This window comes from Pseudomonas sp. microsymbiont 2 (assembly GCF_054788395.1).
The window spans coordinates 2,925,270-2,941,057 of sequence record NZ_CM139112.1; the positions used below are offsets into that span (position 1 = coordinate 2,925,270).

At 67.9% G+C, this 15,788-nt stretch carries 12 protein-coding genes; 5 read left to right on the forward strand and 7 right to left on the reverse strand.

Annotated elements, in window-relative coordinates; genetic code table 11:
• Positions 1 to 137 precede the first annotated feature (137 nt).
• The 3 genes from ACYUME_RS13180 to ACYUME_RS13190 all read right to left on the reverse strand — a co-directional run bounded on the left by ACYUME_RS13180 (position 138) and on the right by ACYUME_RS13190 (position 2,554).
• Entirely contained in the window at positions 138 to 437 is a 300-nt protein-coding gene (locus ACYUME_RS13180; protein WP_279885063.1) for a hypothetical protein, read from the reverse strand.
• A gap of 105 nt (positions 438 to 542) precedes the next feature.
• Positions 543 to 1,895, reverse strand: coding sequence for a GntP family permease (locus ACYUME_RS13185; RefSeq protein WP_279885064.1), 1,353 nt, complete (start codon positions 1,893 to 1,895; stop codon positions 543 to 545).
• Between the two features lie 119 nt (positions 1,896 to 2,014).
• Complete coding sequence (locus ACYUME_RS13190; RefSeq protein WP_279885066.1) at positions 2,015 to 2,554, reverse strand: gluconokinase; 540 nt, start codon at positions 2,552 to 2,554, stop codon at positions 2,015 to 2,017.
• A 208-nt stretch (positions 2,555 to 2,762) separates the two neighbouring features.
• Between ACYUME_RS13190 and gntR the strand changes: the two genes are divergently transcribed.
• Positions 2,763 to 3,782 (forward strand): HTH-type transcriptional regulator GntR, encoded by a 1,020-nt coding sequence (gntR, locus tag ACYUME_RS13195; RefSeq protein ID WP_279885070.1) that lies wholly within the window; start codon positions 2,763 to 2,765, stop codon positions 3,780 to 3,782.
• Between the two features lie 159 nt (positions 3,783 to 3,941).
• Here gntR and ACYUME_RS13200 read toward each other — a convergent pair whose 3' ends face one another.
• The 4 genes from ACYUME_RS13200 to ACYUME_RS13215 are packed head-to-tail and all read right to left on the reverse strand — an operon-like array spanning position 3,942 to position 9,525.
• A complete protein-coding gene (locus ACYUME_RS13200) occupies positions 3,942 to 5,387 on the reverse strand; it encodes a curlin (protein ID WP_460414961.1) in 1,446 nt (481 codons plus the stop codon).
• Positions 5,388 to 5,417: 30 nt separating this feature from the next.
• Positions 5,418 to 5,888 carry a curlin gene (locus ACYUME_RS13205; RefSeq protein ID WP_460414962.1) on the reverse strand — a complete coding sequence of 157 codons (471 nt, stop codon included), beginning with the start codon at positions 5,886 to 5,888 and terminating at the stop codon, positions 5,418 to 5,420.
• Between the two features lie 17 nt (positions 5,889 to 5,905).
• The gene (locus ACYUME_RS13210; RefSeq protein WP_460414964.1) at positions 5,906 to 8,146 is read right to left on the reverse strand and encodes an Ig-like domain-containing protein; all 2,241 of its coding nucleotides are present in this window, start codon (positions 8,144 to 8,146) and stop codon (positions 5,906 to 5,908) included.
• Between the two features lie 32 nt (positions 8,147 to 8,178).
• Positions 8,179 to 9,525, reverse strand: coding sequence for a hypothetical protein (locus ACYUME_RS13215; RefSeq protein ID WP_460414966.1), 1,347 nt, complete (start codon positions 9,523 to 9,525; stop codon positions 8,179 to 8,181).
• Between the two features lie 652 nt (positions 9,526 to 10,177).
• On the opposite strand from ACYUME_RS13215, the gene ACYUME_RS13220 reads away from it, so the two are divergent.
• From ACYUME_RS13220 to qhpG, 4 genes are read left to right on the forward strand one after another with little or no spacing between them, the layout of a single operon-like run.
• The gene (locus ACYUME_RS13220; protein WP_460414968.1) at positions 10,178 to 12,091 is read left to right on the forward strand and encodes a sigma-54-dependent Fis family transcriptional regulator; all 1,914 of its coding nucleotides are present in this window, start codon (positions 10,178 to 10,180) and stop codon (positions 12,089 to 12,091) included.
• Positions 12,092 to 12,094: 3 nt separating this feature from the next.
• Positions 12,095 to 13,822 (forward strand): ABC transporter ATP-binding protein, encoded by a 1,728-nt coding sequence (locus tag ACYUME_RS13225; protein WP_460414970.1) that lies wholly within the window; start codon positions 12,095 to 12,097, stop codon positions 13,820 to 13,822.
• Positions 13,812 to 14,489 carry a subtilisin-like serine protease QhpE gene (gene qhpE, locus ACYUME_RS13230; RefSeq protein WP_460414972.1) on the forward strand — a complete coding sequence of 226 codons (678 nt, stop codon included), beginning with the start codon at positions 13,812 to 13,814 and terminating at the stop codon, positions 14,487 to 14,489. Before ACYUME_RS13225 ends, qhpE begins: the two co-directional genes overlap by 11 nt.
• On the forward strand, positions 14,482 to 15,771 hold the full coding sequence (qhpG, locus tag ACYUME_RS13235) for a flavin-dependent monooxygenase QhpG (protein ID WP_460414974.1): 1,290 nt from the start codon (positions 14,482 to 14,484) through the stop codon (positions 15,769 to 15,771). Before qhpE ends, qhpG begins: the two co-directional genes overlap by 8 nt.
• The last annotated feature ends 17 nt before the right edge of the window (positions 15,772 to 15,788 follow it).

The following is a 15,788-nucleotide window of genomic DNA, read 5'->3' on the forward strand; positions in this document are numbered from 1 at the left end:
GCGATCCCTGTAGGAGCGGCCTTGTGTCGCGAAAGGGCTGCGCAGCAGCCCCGGGATTTCAGCATTGATGCAAAGATTGTAAGGGCCGCTTCGCGACCCTTTCGCGACACAAGGCCGCTCCTACAAGGGGTGTGCGCTCAAGGTTTCCCGGTGTTTCCTGACCCGTCACCCTCACGCCCCATGCCCTCCGAGCCACTGTCGCCCATCCCCGGCAGATCGCGAGCATCGTTCTGCTCGGCAGGCGCGCGTTGCGGGTCATTGCCCTTGATCCTCGGGTCCGTATCCCGTGGCATGGGCTTCTCGATCGGATTGAGGGTGCTGTCGACGCCCGGCTGTGGCGCCGGATTGTGCGGATCGTCGGGATAGGTGGTGCCGGTGCCCACGGCCAAGGCCAGGGGCGAGGCGAGCAGGGCGGCCAGGAGGAAGGCGTGTTTCATCGGGCAGGCTCCTTTGCGACGGAGAAAGCGGCCCTGCCAGCGCAGGGCCTCTGTCTCACTTGGGCCTGGAACCCGTCAGCAAGGTGCCATTGCGGCGATCAACGGTCACACCACCAGCGACAGCAGCATGATGAAGATGATGCCGACCACCGAAAGGATGGTTTCCATCATGCTCCAGGTCTTGAAGGTTTCCGCCACGGTCATGTTGAAGTACTGCTTGACCAGCCAGAACCCGGCGTCGTTGACGTGGGACAGGATCAGCGAGCCGGCGCCGGTGGCCAGCACCAGCAGCTCGCGGTTCACCCCGGGCACCAGGTCGATCACCGGTGCGACGATGCCGGCGCCGGTGATGGTGGCCACGGTCGCCGAACCGGTGGCGATGCGGATCACCGCCGCCACCAGCCAGGCCAGCAGGATCGGCGAGATCTCGGCCTGTACCGCCATCTGCCCGATCACGTTGCCGACGCCGGTGTCCACCAGCATCTGCTTGAAGCCACCGCCGGCACCGACGATCAGCACGATGGCGGCGGTGGGCGCCAGGCTCTGGTCGAGCATCTTCATGATCTGCTGGCGGCTGAAGCCGCGCGCCGAACCGAAGGTGTAGAAGGCCAGCAGCAGGGCGGCGAGCAGGGCGGTGATCGGGTGGCCGATCAGGTCCATCCACTGACGCACGATATGCTCGGCGGGCAGCACCACGTCGGCGAAGGTCTTGAGCAGCATCAGCGCCACCGGCAGCAGCACGGTGACCAGGGTCACGGTGAAGCTCGGCAGGTTTTGCTGGTTGGTTTCACGGGCGATCTGGTCCATCAGCTCCTGGGACGGATTGCCCGGGATGTAGCGCGAGATGAAATTGCCGAACAGCGGCCCGGCGATTACCGCCGTCGGCAGCGCCACCAGCAGGCCGTAGAAAATGGTCTTGCCGATGTCGGCGTGGAAGATGCCGATCGCCAGCAGCGGCCCCGGGTGTGGCGGTACCAGGCCGTGCACCACCGACAGGCCGGCCAGCAACGGGATGCCGATCTTCACCAGCGACACGCCCGAGCGACGAGCGACGATGAACACCAGCGGGATCAGCAGCACGAAGCCGATCTCGAAGAACAGCGGGATCCCCACCAGGAAGGCGGCGAACATCATCGCCCAGTGCACCTTCTGCTTGCCGAAGGCGCGGATCAGGGTCTGGGCAATCTGGTCGGCGCCGCCGGAGTCGGCCATCAGCTTGCCGAGCATGGTGCCCAGGGCCAGGACGATGCCGACGAAGCCCAGCACGCCGCCGAAGCCGTCCTGGAACGATTTCATCACCTTGGCCACCGGCATGCCGGAGGTCAGGCCGAGAAAGCCCGCGGCCAGGGTAAGGGCGACGAAGGGGTGAACCTTGAAGTGAGTGATCAGCAGGATGAGCCCGACGATGGTGACCAGTGCGTCGAGTAGCAGAAAGGTATCGGTAGCCAGTCCGAACATGGTTCGTGAACCTCGGTCTTTTCGTTTCGTTGTTGTTTTGGTGTCGCGTGTCTTGCGTCATTGGCCATCAGAGGCTTGGGAGACAGCGCTGTCTTTGGTGAGCTGGAAAAACCGCCGGGTCAGGCAGTCCGCGCCAGCGCCTGCTCACCGTTGGGCTTTAGCCATTGATGCACGTCCTCGGCCAGCATCGCCAGCGGGCGGGTGGCGTCCAGGGCCAGGGTCAGGGGCTCTCCGTGCGGCGCTTCCAGCGCGGCGAACTGGCTGTCGATCAGGCTGGCCGGCATGAAGTGGCCGGGGCGGGCGAGCACGCGCTTCTCGGCTTCCTGCGGGGTCAGTTCGAGGAACACGAAGCACAGCTCGGACACGGCCTGGCGCAGGGTGTCGCGATAGCGGCGCTTGAGGGCCGAGCAGGTGAGGATGGGGCGTTCGCCTGCGGCGAGGGTGGCCTGCAGTTCCTGGCCAAGCAGTACCAGCCAGCCGGCACGGTCGTCGTCGTCCAGGGGAATGCCGGCACTCATCTTGGCGATGTTCGCGGCAGGGTGAAAGGCATCGCCTTCGATCAGGCGGCCGCCGCTGCGGGTGGCGATGGCGGCGCCGACGCTGCTCTTACCGCAGCCGGCCACGCCCATGACCACGATCGCGGACAGGGAAGGGTTCATCTGTACCTCCTGCTGGGTGAGATAGCGCTGTCTTGGTCAAGGCGGACCAAACGCGACAACGCGACCCTCCCGGGTTTTATTGATCTTGTCTTTGGCAGTATGGACGCTGAACGCATGCCTGCTACCAAGATTGCATTGCCTGCATTCAGAGACAGCGCTACCTTAGTGACCGTTCCCCATTCCTGCAAGCAGTAAAATTACAACACTCATGTCTCGTACTGGCTCGCGTACCACTGGTCGTCCCACTCTGGCGGAAGTCGCCAGGCTTTCCGGGGTTTCCCCCATCACCGCCTCCCGCGCCCTGCGCGGGGTCAGCACGGTCGCGCCCGAGCTGGTGGAAAAGGTCCTGGCCGCGGCGTCCAGCCTCGGCTATGTCGCCAACCCGGCGGCCCGCGCCCTGGCTTCGGCGCGCAGCCAGTCGGTGGTGGTGCTGATTCCGTCGCTGTCCAACCAGCTGTTCATCGACACCCTCGAAGCGATCCATGAGGTGATGCGGCCGCGTGGGCTGGAAGTGCTGATCGGCAACTATCACTACGATATCGCCGAGGAGGAGAACCTGATCCGCAATTACCTGGCCTATCAGCCGTGCGGGATGTTGCTCACCGGCTTTGAGCGCAGCGAAGGCGCGCGCAAGATGCTCGCGGCCAGCCAGGTGCCGTGCGTGCACATGATGGAGCTGGGCGGGGCGACAGGCGCGTTGTCGGTGGGCTTCTCCCAGCACGAGGCCGGGCGCGCCGCGGCGCGGCACCTGATCGAGCGCGGGCGGCGGCGCCTGGGGTTCATCGCGGCGCAGCTCGACCCGAGGGTGATGCAGCGTGCCGAAGGCTTCCGCCAGGCGCTGGCCGAAGCCGGGCTGCAGGCGCCCGAGCTGGAGGTGCTGGATCCGCAGCCGTCTTCCATTGGCCTGGGCGGCGTGCTGTTCAGTCGGTTGCTGGCGCGGGCGCCGGATGTCGATGGCATCTTCTTCTGCAACGATGACCTGGCGCAGGGGGCGGTGCTGCAGGCGCTGCGCGAGGGGGTCGAAGTACCACGCCAGGTGGCCATGGTCGGGTTCAATGATCTGCCGGGGTCGGCGCACATGGTGCCGCGGTTGACGTCCATTCGCACGCCGCGGGCGGCGGTTGGGCGAGGGGCGGCGCAGGCTTTGCTGGCGATGCTCGACGGCAAGCGGGTGGCCGAGGAGCAGCAGGACCTGGGGTTCGAGCTGATGGTGCGCGAGAGTTCCTGAGGCTTCACGCTCCCGCCCTGCGCGCGAAAGGGCCAGAACAATCAACATCGCCTGCGAATGCGCATGAAAAATCAAAACCGGCATTCTCGAACCTGAAGCAAAAAGGAACCGCAGTGCCAGGGAGAGCCAACACCGCGGTCCAAGGGGGGAGGGAGAACCTCACTGCTGGGTAACGGTCGCCATGTTGGCATTGCCGTACTGGGTGATGGTGGCCGTCTGGCTGGCCCCGCTCTGGTCGACAAACGCCTGGTTGGCGTTGCCGGCCTGGGTCACGTAGGCGAGGTTGACGCCGTCGGTCTGCTTGATGCTGGCTTCGTTGCCGTAGCCGTGCAGCTGGTAGGTGTAGCTCTGGTTGCCACTGCCGGACTGTTCGACGGTGATGCTGCCACCACTGCCGGCGGCCAGGCCTTCGGCGTAGTTGGCGGTGCCGCGCTGATCGGCGATGAGCAGGTTGTCGTTGCCATTCTGTTCGAAGTACAGCTCGTTGTTGCTGTCTACCTGACGCGTCTCCATCTTGTTGAAGAGGCCTTTCTGGTTCAGCCGGGCAACCTGGCTGTTGCCTTCCTGGGTGATGTTGACGCTGTTGCCGTGGCCGTTCTGGTTGATCTCGGCACGCTGGTTGGCGCCGAACTGCCCACCGGATTTCTCGCCCTTCCAGTTGCTGGCCATGATCTTGTTGGCATTGCCCACGGTGCTGATGGTCAGGCTATGGTTGTCGCCGGTCTGGTAGGTGAAGTGCAGGTTCTTGTTGCCGTCCTGCGAGATGCTGGTCACCGACTGGTTGCTCTCGAACTGGTCCGACCAACTGGCGTTGCCGTTGCCTCTCTGGTTCAGGTTGGCGCTGTTGTTCTGGCCGAAGCTCTGGTCGATGTAACCCTCGTTGAGCTGACCATTCTGCTGGACGCTGGCCTGGCTGGCGGTCTGGTTGTCCTGCCAGACTTCCACCGAATGGCCGGTGCCGTACTGGTTGATGCCGATGGTGCCGCCCAACCCGTCGCGCTGGTCGCCATAGGCCCAGTTCTGCTTGCCCTCCTGATAGATGGCGATATCGCCATCGCGGTGGGTCATGTGCTCGGCGGCGGCCTGGTTGTCGGTGCCCAGCTGCATGATCACGCTCTTGTTGTTGCTGCCGCCGAACAGCTGCTCGACGGTGGCGCTGTTGCCGAAGCCCGACTGTAGCGTGGTGGCCTTGCTGCCGGTCTGGGTGTCCTGCCAGATGATCGAGCGGTTGCCGGCGCCGGCCTGGGTCTGCAATGCCTCGTTGTTCTCGCCCACCGACTGGCTGGCGAACGCGTCGTTCAGTTCGCCACCCGCGTGCTGGGTGATCTGGCTGCCGTTTTCATACAGTTGCTCGGCGTAGCCGGCGTTGAACGAGCCGGTGGCGCTCTGCTGGATGTGGCTGGTGCTGTTGTCCTGCACGGCCATGTGGTTGTGGTCATGGCCGGCCTGGTTCTGCGTGGCCGAGGCGAACGGCGCCAGGGTCTGCTTGACCTCGGCGATGTTCTGGGCGCCCTGTTGGGTCTGGGTCGAGGTGCTGTCGTCGGCCATGGCCTGGCCGGCAAGGGCCAGGACAATGGCGGCGCTCAGGGGGGCGAGCTTGTGCATGGTGGTGCCTCCAGGTTTGTCGGTACGGGTCTAGCGATACTGGGTGATATGGACTTGCTGGCCATTGCCGGCCTGGGTCACGGAGCTGTTGAGCCCCGTGCCGCGCTGGTCGATGGTGGCGTTGTTGAGGTTGCCGAGCTGCTCGATGGTGGCGCTGTTGCCGCTGCCGGTCTGCCGGATCGTCGCGTTGTTGCCATAGCCCTGCTGGCTGATCGCGGCCATCAGGTCGCTGCCTTCCTGCAGGATGTAAGCTTCCTGCGCGCCCCCGGCCTGGACGATCCGACCCAGCAGGGCCTGGCCGTTCTGGTCGAGGGCGGCGCGGTTGCCCGTGCCTTGCTGCTCGATCACCGCCACCTGGCCATTGCCCGCCGGCAGCAGGCGCACCACCAGGGGCTCGCCCAGGTCGCTGCCGGCGGCGAGGTCGGCGTTGTCCATCAGGTCGTCGGCGCTGGCCTGGCCGATGACGGCCAGGCACAGCAGCAGTGGATACAGGCGTTTCATGGCGTCCTCCCGAGGCGCTACTGCACGGTCACGTTGCTGGTGCGCGTGGTGCCTTGGCTGCTGGTCACGGTCACCGTCGGGCTGGCGGTCGGGATCGCCGTGGTGCTGTTGCTCACCGCCAGGCGCCAGCGGCCGGTCACCGGTACCGTGGTGGTGCCCAGGGTCTGCACGCCGCTGGTGGTGGTGACCCGCACGGTGATGGTGTTGCCGGTGGTCACCGAGGACGTGCCGCTGATGTCCCAGTTGTACCGGTTGTTCGAGCGGGCGGTGACCGTCGCCGCGGTGATGGCGAAGGTTTCCTGGGCCGGCCGTGGCGACACCTGCACGGTGACCGTGCCCGGCGTCGACAGCCCACCGACCGAATCACGCGCGATATAGGTGAAGCTGGTGCTGAACGCCGAGCTGACCGTGGCCGGTGGCGTGTAGGTGATCACGTTGCCGTCGGTGCTGACCGTGCCACGCCCGGCCGGGGTCGGCTGGGTGACGCTGGCGATGGTCAGCGGCAGGTTGCCCTCCGGATCGGTGTCGTTGGCCAGGGCGCCGATGGTCACCGGCACGCCGAGGGTGGCGACGCTGTCGGCCACGGCGGTCGGTGGCTGGTTCGGCGCGACGTTGACGGTCACCGTGGCAATCGCCGACTTCAGGCCCTTGGCGTCCTGCGCGCGGTAGCTGAACGTGGCCACCAGCGGCGAGGTGGCGCCGGCCGGCGGGGTGTAGGTCACCGCGGTGCTGCCGTTGAGGACCACGCCACCCAGGCCGGTGCCGGGCTGGGTGAGGTCGGTTATCGCCAACGGCACGTTGCCGTCGGGGTCGCTGTCGTTGGCCAGCAGGTTCAGGGTCACGGGTACGCCGACGCTGGTGCTGCCGGTGTCGGCCTGGGCCAGCGGTGGCTGGTTCTCGGCTTGCACCGGCGCGCTGCCGACCACCACCACCGGCTCCACGTCGCTGCCGCCGTGGGCGGACTTGACGGTGATGCTGGCTGGCGGCTGAGTCAGGTCGTTGACCGTCAGGCTCTGCAGCACGCCAGCCTTGGACATGCGCCCGAAGCCCTGCACCAGCAGATCGGGCACCAGCACTTCGTCGCTGGAGCGGGCCTCGATCACCAGTCGCTTCGCGGCCCAGTCGTAACGCGCGGTGCTGACCTTCACCACATCGCTGAGCTTGCTCGACAGCGCGGTCGGCCGGGTGCTGCCGGCGGGGCTGCTGGCCGTGACCACCACCACCGACGGTGGCACGGCCTGGCTCAGCTGCTGGCTGAAGAACAGCCCGTTGTTGTCGGCGAGCATGCCGAACTGGCAGGGCGACGGCGGCGTGCCGATCAGCGCCAGGCCGTTGCGCAGACACAGGCTGGCGCTGTTCGGCGCCTTGGCGAAGACCTCGACGCGGGTGCCGGCGGCATTGCGCTGGTAGGTGGCGCGCTCGAGGGTTACCGGGGTCTGCTGGCGCTGGTCGAGCAGCTTGCCGGACACGGTGAATGCGTTGGTCTGGATAGTGCCTGCCGGGCCCTGGATGCGTACGAAGTTGGTGTTGTTCGGGCTGCCGGTCACCGCCTCGGTGATATTCGGGTCACCGATGAAGGTCTCGGTGGCGCCGGTGTCCGGGTTGACCGCGGTGTATGGGCCACCGACACCGCGCAGGAACGGGCCGAGGTTGCCGTTCAGCGCGCCGCTGAAGTTGCCAGGGGCGCCGATGCCGATGTCGCGGGTGATGTTGATCGCCCGCCGACCGACCTGGTTGGCCGCCACGGTGACGGTTTCCACACCGTAGGGATGGGTGACGGTGTAGGTGCCGGCACGCGGCACCGAAGCGCGGATGCGGATGCGGGCGAAGCTCTGCTGATCGCCGTCGACCGGATTTTCGGCGGCGAAGGCCGCTTCCAGGGCAGCCACATAGACTTCCAGCTCGTAGCCGCTGTTGCCCGTTTCGGGAATCTCGGTTTCGGCGAGGAACCAGAACATCTCTGGCGGCCAGTTGTCCGGGAACACCAGTGGCAGGGCGTCGTCATAGACGCCGGGCTCGGGCAGCAGGGTGCACAGGTAGGCCGGCGCCCCCGGCGCGCCTGGTGCCCGGCTGCTGGTGGCGCGCGACTGGCACAGCTCCAGGGCAAGGTCGTTGGCGTCCTTGTACCACATGGGGTAGCCCCCGGTGGCGAAGGTATAGGGGCCTGGGTCGACCTCCGACAGCGCGGCCCAGGCCGCGCTGGTCACGGTGAGGGTGAAACCGGCGGCGCACAGCGCCCGGCGTGACCATGTGTTCATGCTGCCTCCTTGAAGGCGGGGCCTTTGTCTGTTCATGGCACCAGCACCACGTCTTCGCTGTCGCTGCCGCCATTGGCGCTGGTGACCTGCACCCTGGCCGGCGGAATCGGCGACAGCCCGGTGCTGAGGGTCTTCACCGCGCCGTTGCCGCTCAGGCCGCCGATCAGCGCACCGTTGCCGGTATGGGCGGTGAGGGCCGGCGGGCTGGTCTCGTCGCTGGTGCTGGCGACCAGGGTCAACTGGCCGCTGGCCAGGCTGTATTCGGCGCGGCTGATGGTCACCAGGTCGACCAGGGGCATCGGCGCGCTGGTCGGGGTGCTGGTGGCGATGGCCAGGCTGTTGTCGGCGGTCACCTGCAGCGTCAGCGGCAAGGTGGGATTGAGCGCCGACTGGGCATACCAGGCGCCGGTGCCGTTGGCTTCGGTCAAAGGCAGGGTGGGGGTCTGGCTGGACAACGTGACCGTGGCCGGCGCCGGTGGCGCCATGGCGAACACATCCTGCTGGGCGCGCAGGTCGCCGTTCACGCTGTGCCGCGAATAGGTACTGCGCAGCGGGATCAGCGGGGTGGGGCGGTTGACCGTGGACAGCTTGCCGGAGATGGCGAACAGCTCAGTGCGCAGGTCGATACCGTTGGGGCCTTCGATGCGCACGAAGTTGGTGTTGAACGGGCTGCCGGTGACCGGCTCTTCCAGGTTCGGGTCGCCGACGAAACGCTCGCTGGCGCCGGACACCGGGTTGGTCTCGGTATACGGGCCGTTGACGCTGCGCAGGAACGGCCCGACGTCGCCCTTGAGCGCGCCGCTGTGGTCGCCCGGCGAGCCGATGCCGATGTCGCGGGTCATGTTGATCGCGCGCCGGCCGGCGGCGGGCACATCGAACACTTCGACGCCGTAGGGGTGGGTGATCACGTAGGTGCCGGCCACCGGCACATCGACGCGAATGCGCACCCGGGCGAAGCTGACCTGGTCGCCGTCGATCGGCTCCTCGGCGCTGAACGCCGCCTCGATGGCCGAGCCGAAGCTCAGGTCGATGCCACGGGCGGCGTCGACGATGGTGGCGTCGGCGGTGAACCAGAACGCCTCATCGGGGAAATTGCTGGGGAAGACGATCGGCTGGGTGTCGTCGAACACGCCTGGGGTCGGCAGCAGGGTGCACATGTACGACGGCGCGCCTGGGGCACCGGCGACCCGCGAGCTGACGGCCTTGGACAGGCACAGGTCGAGGACCCGGCCATGGCTGTCCTGGTACCAGGCCGGGAACTTGCCAGTGGGCAACGTGTAGGGGCCGGTGTCGACCGCGTATAGCGCAGCCTGGGCGGGTAGATGGAGCAGGCCGGCGAAGATGGCGACGGCCAGCGGGTGGGGTGTCGGTCGGTGCATGAGTCGATTCCTCCTGCAAACGGGCCCATGGGTTGGGGCGTCTGGGGAGGGACCGGCAACTGTTGTGCCAGGTTTGCTTGGGAGGTGTGCGGGGGCTCTGGGGCAGGGGGTTGGCGGGGGCTGGCGATGTTCGGCGGGGTGTTGCGGGTGGGCGGGGGGACCCAGCATTGGGGAATGGGGTGAGGCTGCCAGAGGTTTGTCGAGGGGAATGGGGTGAGGCTGCTAGGTGTTTGTCGAGAGAGTTGCAGCGCCTATCAGATCGAGCGCCGCCCGCGCGGCGCATCGCGACGCAAGGCCGCTCCTACATTTGTTGCAACGTGCCGAACCTGTCAGGCCATGGTTGCCCGCCTTGGTGCATGTCTTGAGACAGGCGAGGCGGCAGTGGTGCTCACGCTGAAACCGCGTCGTGCAAACAAGGCGGACCAGGTAATGGCACAGGATTGACTGGCCCGAAACAAATGTAGGAGCGGCCTTGCGTCGCGATGCGCCGCGCGGGCGGCGCTCGATCTGATAGGCGCTGCAAATATCCCGTCATACCCCTGGCAGCCCCCCGATCCCCCATACCTGATGACTAGCAACGAATTCTGACGCACACTGCCGAAAAATCCGACGCCCATCACCCCGGCAAACCGGGGCACCGCTGGAGCACGCCATGGCGCGACAACACCCCACAACGCTCGCCAACGACCCGCTGCACCAATCCCGCCTGGTCCGCCTCAAGCTGGCCAACGAGGGCGAGCTGCCCTCGGGCATGCTGCGCGACGAGATCGACGCTTCCTGGCGCCGCAGCCTCGGCCACGGCCTGGACTGCCTGCAGGGCGAACAGGTGGGATTGGGCATTCGCCATGGCCTGGACCTGGGCGCCTTGCTGGAACACAACCGCCTGCTGATCGACGCGGTCACCCCCGAGCTGGACTACCTGGTCCGGCGCCAGGGCAACAACGGCATCGTCATCCTCGGCGATGCCCAGGCCAACGTGCTGGCCATCGAAGGCCAGAAGCACGTGCTCCAGCGCGAAGGCCTGCGCGACCTGCACCCCGGCAGCTGCTGGAGCGAAGCCCTGCGTGGCACCAACGCCATCGGCACGGCGGTGGTCGAGGGCCAGCCCACGCTGATCAACTGCGGCGAGCACTACCTCGACCGCCTCAGCCCGTTTTCCTGCACCTCGGTACCGTTGCGCGATCCGCACGGGGAGGTGATCGGCGTGCTCGACGTGACGCGCGAGGGCATCATGGCCCAGCCCCAGGACAGCCTCTCCACGCTGATGCTCGCCGCTGGCAACATCGAAAGCCGCCTGTTCGGGCTCTATCATCCCGAGCACCTGGTACTCGCCTTCCACAGCCGCCCGCAGTACCTGGCGAGCGCCTGGCAGGGCCTGCTGGCGCTGAGCCTGGAGGGCGAGGTGGTGGCGGCCAACGACAATGCCTGCCAGCTGCTGCGCATGTCCCGCGCGGCGTTGCTTGGGCGGCGCGGCAGCGACCTGCTGGGCGAGCGCTCATCGGCGTTCATCGCGCGCCTGTGGCAGGGCGGCGTCAGCAGTGTGCAGACCGCCAAGGGCGAATTGTTCTTCCGCGCGCTGCAGTTGCCGCGCCAGGCGCGTGCCATGACACAGGCCCCGTCTGCCCGAGGTGCCGAACCCGCCAGGCCTCAGGCACTGGAAACGCTGGCAGGTCGCGATGCGCGCCTGGCACGTGCCCTGCGCATGGCCCGCCAGGGGCTGGCCAACGGGCTGCCGGTGCTGCTGCTGGGTGAAACCGGCACCGGCAAGGAGGTCGTCGCCCGTGCCCTGCACCAGGCCAGTACGCGCGCCGGCAAACCTTTCGTGGCGGTCAACTGCGCGGCGATTCCCGAGGGCCTGATCGAGTCCGAGCTGTTCGGCTACCGCGACGGCGCCTTCACCGGCTCGCGCCGCGGCGGCATGGTCGGGCGGCTGATGCAGGCCCATGGCGGCACGCTGTTCCTCGACGAGATCGGCGACATGCCGCTGGCCTTGCAGGCGCGCCTGCTGCGTGTGCTGCAAGAGCGCCGGGTGGCGCCGCTGGGGGCGAGCGAGGAGCAGGATATCGACGTCGCACTGATCTGCGCGACCCACCGCGACCTCAAGCGCCTGGTCGGCGACCAGGCATTTCGCGAAGACCTGTACTACCGGGTCAACGGGGTGTCCCTGCGCCTGCCGGCGCTGCGCGAGCGCGACGACCTGGCGACGATCATCGAGGGCCTGCTGGACAAGGCCGGGGCCAGAGACGTTAGCCTCGACGCGCCGCTGGCGGCGCTGCTGGAAAACTTCGACTGGCCCGGCAACATCCGCCAGCTGGAAATGGTGGTGCGCACGGCCCTGGCCATGCGCGAGGAGGGCGAGCAGGTGCTGACCCTCGATCACCTCACCGACTGCCTGCTCGACGAGCTGGCCAGTGGCAGGGCGTCGTCCGGCAGCCTGCGAGACAACGAACTGGAACTGATCCGCGTCGCGCTGGACCGCCACCAGGGCAATGTCTCGGCGGCGGCCGAGGCCCTGGGCATCAGTCGGGCGACGTTGTACCGCAAGCTCAAGCAACTGCGCGGCTGAGCCATGGGCGGACCGTTCGCCAGGCTGATCGAGTCCAGCGACCCGCAGCTGATGCGCCAGGCCCTGGCCTGGCTGTATGGCTTCGTGCGCCCGCAGCGTGGCGCCATCGGCGTGCTGCTGGGGTTGTCCCTGGGCGCTTCGCTGCTGGCCCTGGCGCAACCCTGGCTGGTCAAGACGCTGATCGACGAGGGCCTGCTGGCCAAGGATTACCAGACGCTCTGGCACATGGCCGCGATCATGATCATCGCCGGGTTGCTCGGCACCGTGCTGGCCGGCGTCAACCGCTATCTGCACACGCGGCTGTCCGGGCGCATCCTGTTCGCCTTGCGCGACGACCTGTACCGTCACCTGCAGCGGCTGTCGCCAACCTTCTACGGGCGCCGGCGCACCGGTGACATTCTGTCCCGGCTCGATGGCGACGTGGCCGAGATCCAGCGCTTTGCCGTGGACTCGTTGTTCGCTGCGGTATCGGCGCTGATCGGCCTGGTCGGCGCGGTGGCCTTGATGCTGATGCTGTCCTGGCAGCTGTCGCTGCTGCTGGCGTTGCTGGTCCCCATCGAGGTGCTGTGGTTGCGCTGGATGCGGCGCAAGGTCGAGCGAGAGGTGCGCGCACTGCGCGAGCGCTCGGCGGACGTGTCGTCGTTCCTGGTCGAGACCCTGCCGGCGATGAAGTTCATCCAGGCCAGCGGCCAGCAGCAGCGCGAGGCCGAGCGTCTGGATCGGCTGGGCCAGGGTTACATGGGGCAGTTGCTCAGGGTACAGGTCAGCGAATTCTTCACCCAGGCGGTGCCCGGCACGCTGACCTCCTGGTGCCGCGCCTGCGCCTTCCTGGTCGGCGGCTGGTGGGTGATCCAGGGCACCTGGCAACTGGGCGCGCTGATCGCCTTTTCCACCTACATGGGCATGGCCGTAGGCCCGGTGCAGAGCTTGCTGGGGTTGTACGTGGCGGTACAGCGCATGGCCGTGAGCCTCCAACGGGTGATGGAACTCAAGCGCGAGGCTGTCGCGGTGCGCGAGGCCGACAACCCGCGGCCCATGCCGCAAGGGCCTGGCGAACTGCGCCTGGAAGGCGTGGGTTTTGCCCACGAAGGACGCCAGGGCGTGGTGCTGGACCGGGTCGACGCCTGCCTGGCGCCTGGCCTCAAGGTCGCCATCAGCGGCGCTTCCGGGGTCGGCAAGTCGACGCTGATCGACCTGCTGCAGCGCTTCTACGACCCGGATGCCGGGCGCATCCTGCTCGACGGCGTGGATGTGCGCGAACTCGACCTGCAGGCTTTGCGCCGACGCATCGCCGTGGTCAGCCAGGACATCGTGCTGTTTCGCGGCACCCTGGCGCAGAACCTGGCCTACGGCACTCCGCAGGCAGGCCGTGAAGATCTTGAGCGAGTGGTGCGGCTCACGCGGCTGGACAGCCTGGTGCAAACCCTGCCGCTGGGCCTCGACGGCATGCTCGGCGAACGAGGCCAGCAATTGTCTGGCGGCCAGAAGCAACGCATCGCCATCGCCCGCGCATTGTTGCAGCAGCCGGCGATCCTGGTGCTGGACGAAGCCACCTCGGCGGTGGACGAGGCCACCGAGCGCGAGGTGATCGGCGCCATCGACCAACTGTTTGGCGGGCGCACGCGCATTCTGATCAGCCACCGCGCCTCGACCCTGGCCGACGCCGACCTGCACCTGGAGCTGCGCGAGGGCCGGCTGCAGGTCAAGGAGCCCAGCGACCATGGCCGTTGAGCCGCGTATCGGCGTGGTCGACAGCGGTTGCCCGGCGGAGCAGGCCGGCACGCTGCTGGATGCGCGGCGTTTCTGGCTGGAGGACGGGAGGTTGCGCGAGGGCGATGCCCTGGCGGATGCGTTGGGCCATGGCAGCGCCGTGCTGGCCAGTCTGCGTGCCGAGGCTGGCGGCCTGCCGGTGTTGCTGGCCCAGGTGTTCGCGGGACAGGGCACGACCAGTGCCTTGCAGGTGGCGGCGGCCGTGTTGTGGCTGGTGGAGGCCGGCGCGACGGTGATCAACCTGAGCCTGGGCTTGCGCCAGGATCGTCCGGTGCTGCGTCAGGCCTGTAGCGAGGCCGTCAGCGCTGGCGTGCTGCTGTGCGCGTCCAGCCCGGCGCGGGGGGAACCTGTGTACCCGGCCAGCTATCCGGGGGTCATCCGTGTCACCGGCGATGCCCGTTGTGGCCCCGGGCAATGGTCGTGGCTGGACAGCGCCCAGGCCGACTTCGGCGCGCCGGTTGGCAAAGATGGCCGGGCGGGGGCCAGTCTGGCCTGCGCGGCGTTCAGCGGCCAGCTGGCGGCCTTGCTGCGTGATGAGCCAGGCATGAGCCGCGCTGCACTGTTGCAGCGGTTGCGCAGCGACGCGGCGTTCACCGGCCCTGAGCGCAAGGGGGCGGTCGATGCCTGAGGCGCGCATCCTGGTGCTCGGTGCCGGCCCTGCCGGTGCCGCCACGGCGTTAGGCCTGCGGCGGATGGGGTACCCGGTCAGCGTGGTGTCCGATTGGCGCCGCTTCGCCGCGCTGGAAGGTGTTTCGCAGCGCGTGCTGGAGGGCCTGCGCCATGCCGGCCTGGGGGCTGCCCTGGCACAGGCCACCACGCCGGCCACGCGCCAGGTGCGGTGGAATGGCCAGCAGCTCAAGCTGAACCAGGAGTGTCTGCTCGATCGCCAGCGTTTCGACCAGGCCCTGCGCGAGGACTTGCGCCGCGCGGGTGTCGAGTTGATCGAGGGGCGGGTGCGTGAAGCGTGGCACGGCCCCGGTCACCAGGTGCGCCTGGAGGATGGCCGCACCGTGCACGGCGATTTCCTCGTCGAGGCCCGTGGCCGCCAGGCACCGCTGGCCGAAGGGCGCCTGCGCGGGCCGGAGACGGTCAGCCTGCTCAACCTCTGGCAGTCCGCGCCCGGCGCGCCGGCTTCGGCGGTGGAGAGCCTGGACGATGGCTGGGCCTGGATGGCACGGTTGAGCGATGGCCGTTGCTACTGGCAAGTGACGCTGGACGCGGCGGCAGTGGACCTGCCGGGCAAGCCCGGGTTGCCGGCATACTGCGCCGAACGCCGGCGTGGTTCGGCATTGGTGGCGCAGTTGTTCGATGAGCAGGCGCTCGCGCCCGCCCAGGTGCATGCGCGCAGCAGCACGGCGATTCTCGCCGGGGCCTGCGCGGGCGCCGACTGGTTGCGGGTCGGCGATGCCGCGATGGCGGTCGACCCGCTGTCGGGCAACGGAATCTTCCAGTCCTTGTCTTCGGCATTGCAGGCGCCGGTGGTGATCAACACCTTGCTGCAAAGGCCGGAACGGGCGGACCTGGCGCAGCGCTTCCATCAGGCGCGAGTCGAGCAGCTGTTCCTGCGCTTCGCCCGCATCGGCCGGGATTTCTACGCGCAGGAAGCGCAGCGCGGCGCACAGCCGTTCTGGGCGCGGCGCCAGGGCTGGCCGGATACGCAGGCACTGCACGCCGTAGCCGACTGGCAGGCTGTGCGAGTGGAGCATCGCCCGGTGTTGCGCGAGGGCTGGGTGGAGGAGGCCGAGGTGGTGGTCACTGCGGACCAGCCGCTGGGGGTATGGCACCTGCAAGGCGTCGAGCTGGCGCCGGTGGTGCGAGGGCTGCGGGCGGGCATTGGCCTGGAGCAGTTGGTAACGCTGGAGCACCGGGCGCGGGTTGCGCGCTGGTTGCACGAGCAGGGTTATCGCTGATGGCCCTTCGCGGGTAA

Coding starts and splice junctions, on each gene's coding strand:
- ACYUME_RS13205 (WP_460414962.1), bottom strand. CDS start 5,888: ATGAAACGCCTGTATCCACTGCTGCTGTGCCTGGCCGTCATCGGCCAG.
- ACYUME_RS13210 (WP_460414964.1), bottom strand. CDS start 8,146: ATGAACACATGGTCACGCCGGGCGCTGTGCGCCGCCGGTTTCACCCTC.
- ACYUME_RS13180 (WP_279885063.1), bottom strand. CDS start 437: ATGAAACACGCCTTCCTCCTGGCCGCCCTGCTCGCCTCGCCCCTGGCC.
- ACYUME_RS13190 (WP_279885066.1), bottom strand. CDS start 2,554: ATGAACCCTTCCCTGTCCGCGATCGTGGTCATGGGCGTGGCCGGCTGC.
- qhpE (WP_460414972.1), top strand. CDS start 13,812: ATGGCCGTTGAGCCGCGTATCGGCGTGGTCGACAGCGGTTGCCCGGCG.
- ACYUME_RS13225 (WP_460414970.1), top strand. CDS start 12,095: ATGGGCGGACCGTTCGCCAGGCTGATCGAGTCCAGCGACCCGCAGCTG.
- qhpG (WP_460414974.1), top strand. CDS start 14,482: ATGCCTGAGGCGCGCATCCTGGTGCTCGGTGCCGGCCCTGCCGGTGCC.
- gntR (WP_279885070.1), top strand. CDS start 2,763: ATGTCTCGTACTGGCTCGCGTACCACTGGTCGTCCCACTCTGGCGGAA.
- ACYUME_RS13185 (WP_279885064.1), bottom strand. CDS start 1,895: ATGTTCGGACTGGCTACCGATACCTTTCTGCTACTCGACGCACTGGTC.
- ACYUME_RS13215 (WP_460414966.1), bottom strand. CDS start 9,525: ATGCACCGACCGACACCCCACCCGCTGGCCGTCGCCATCTTCGCCGGC.
- ACYUME_RS13220 (WP_460414968.1), top strand. CDS start 10,178: ATGGCGCGACAACACCCCACAACGCTCGCCAACGACCCGCTGCACCAA.
- ACYUME_RS13200 (WP_460414961.1), bottom strand. CDS start 5,387: ATGCACAAGCTCGCCCCCCTGAGCGCCGCCATTGTCCTGGCCCTTGCC.